The 1436-nt window shown below is 77.4% G+C and carries 1 protein-coding gene and 1 pseudogene; both read left to right on the plus strand.

The genetic code is table 11. From position 1 onward, the window contains the following. On the plus strand, positions 1-1030 hold a 1030-nt coding region (locus G3I42_RS04165), incomplete at its 5' end, for a tetratricopeptide repeat protein (protein ID WP_164282482.1). A 102-nt stretch (positions 1031-1132) separates the two neighbouring features. Continuing rightward, positions 1133-1436 (plus strand): annotated as a pseudogene (locus G3I42_RS04170) (phosphatase); the annotation flags it as partial.

A 1436-nucleotide genomic window follows, 5' to 3' on the forward strand; every position in this document is an offset into this window, starting at 1 on the left:
CGCGCACGCCGGACCGGGCCCGCTCCCGGCCCAGCCCGGCACCCCGCCCCTCGCCACGTCCCCACTCCCCCCTCCCCCGTCGGCGCCCCCCGCCTCCCCCGCCGGGGCGCTGCGCCCGCTGCGCGTTCCCGAGGCGGCGCTCGCGCTGCCCGTGCCGCGCGTGGACGCGAACGACCCGAGCGCCGGCTTCCTCGCCGGTCTGCACACAGCGGTGCACAGCGAGTTGATCAGCGCCCTGCGCAACGCCCCGGCCGACTCGCCCGAGGTGCGGCTGCGCGAGGTGCGGGCGCGCCTGGAGATGGGACAGCCGGACGCGGCGGGCCGCTCGCTCGACGACCTGGAGCGCGCGTACCCCGAGGACTGGCGGGTCGTCTGGTACCGGGGCCTCGCCTCGCTCGTGACGGGCGAACTCGACCGGGCCGCGCTCTCCTTCGACGCGATCTACGACGCCTTCCCCGGCGAGGCGGCGCCGAAGCTCGCGCTCGCGCTGTGCGCCGAGGCGCTCGGCCAGCTCGACAACGCCGTGGAGTACTACCGGCTGGTGTGGCAGACCGACCCGGGCTACGTGAGCGCCGCCTTCGGTCTGGCGCGGGTGCTCTTCGCGGCGGGCGAACGCGAGTCCTCGGTACGGGCCTTGGAGACGGTGCCCGAGTCCTCGGCGCACCACGCCGCCGCCGGGATCGCGGCGACCCGGGCGCGGTTGCGGGGGCGGTCCCCGGGGCAGGCGCCCCTCGCCGACCTGCGCGCGGCGGCGGCCCGCGTCGGTGAACTGGGCGACGGGGTCGACGCGGTGCGGGCACAGACGCTCACGGCCGAGGTACTGGGCGCGGCGCTCGACTGGGTACTCTCGGGTCGCCACGGCGCAGGACCGCGGGAGGGTGCTCTGCTGGGCTGCCCGCTCGACGAGCGCGGGCTCCGGTTCGGCCTGGAACGCGCCTTCCGGACCTTGGCCAGGCTCGCCGGAGACGGCGGGGAACGGATCGAACTGGTGGAGCGGGCCAACCGACTCCGCCCCCGGACGTGGGTGTGATTGATGGCGCGGACGCATCAACTGGCGGCTTGTCCCCGGTGCGCGGAACCACTCGACGAGAGTGACCTGTACTGCGGGGGCTGCGGCTACGACCTCTCGGCGGTGCCCGGGCCCCCCGCGGACCCGCCTTCCGCCACACCCGACTGGCCGCAGGCCCGCGAGACGGACGGCACGGGCCGCCCCGCGCCGGTCCTGCGCGCCTCGGACCTCCCCGCGACGGTCTCGGAGACGTCGGCGCGCCCGGAGGAGCCGACGCTGCCCGAAGGCGTACGGCTCCCCGAAGGCGGGACGCCCGAGGAGGCGGGGGTACGGGCGGGCGGCGGTCCCCGGTACGTGAGCGACCGCCCCGCCGAGCACCCCGAGCCGCCGGACGGCGACTACGCCCTGGCAGCCCCGCCGCCCGTAC

This window comes from Streptomyces sp. SID11385, assembly GCF_010548245.1.
GTDB lineage: Bacteria > Actinomycetota > Actinomycetes > Streptomycetales > Streptomycetaceae > Streptomyces.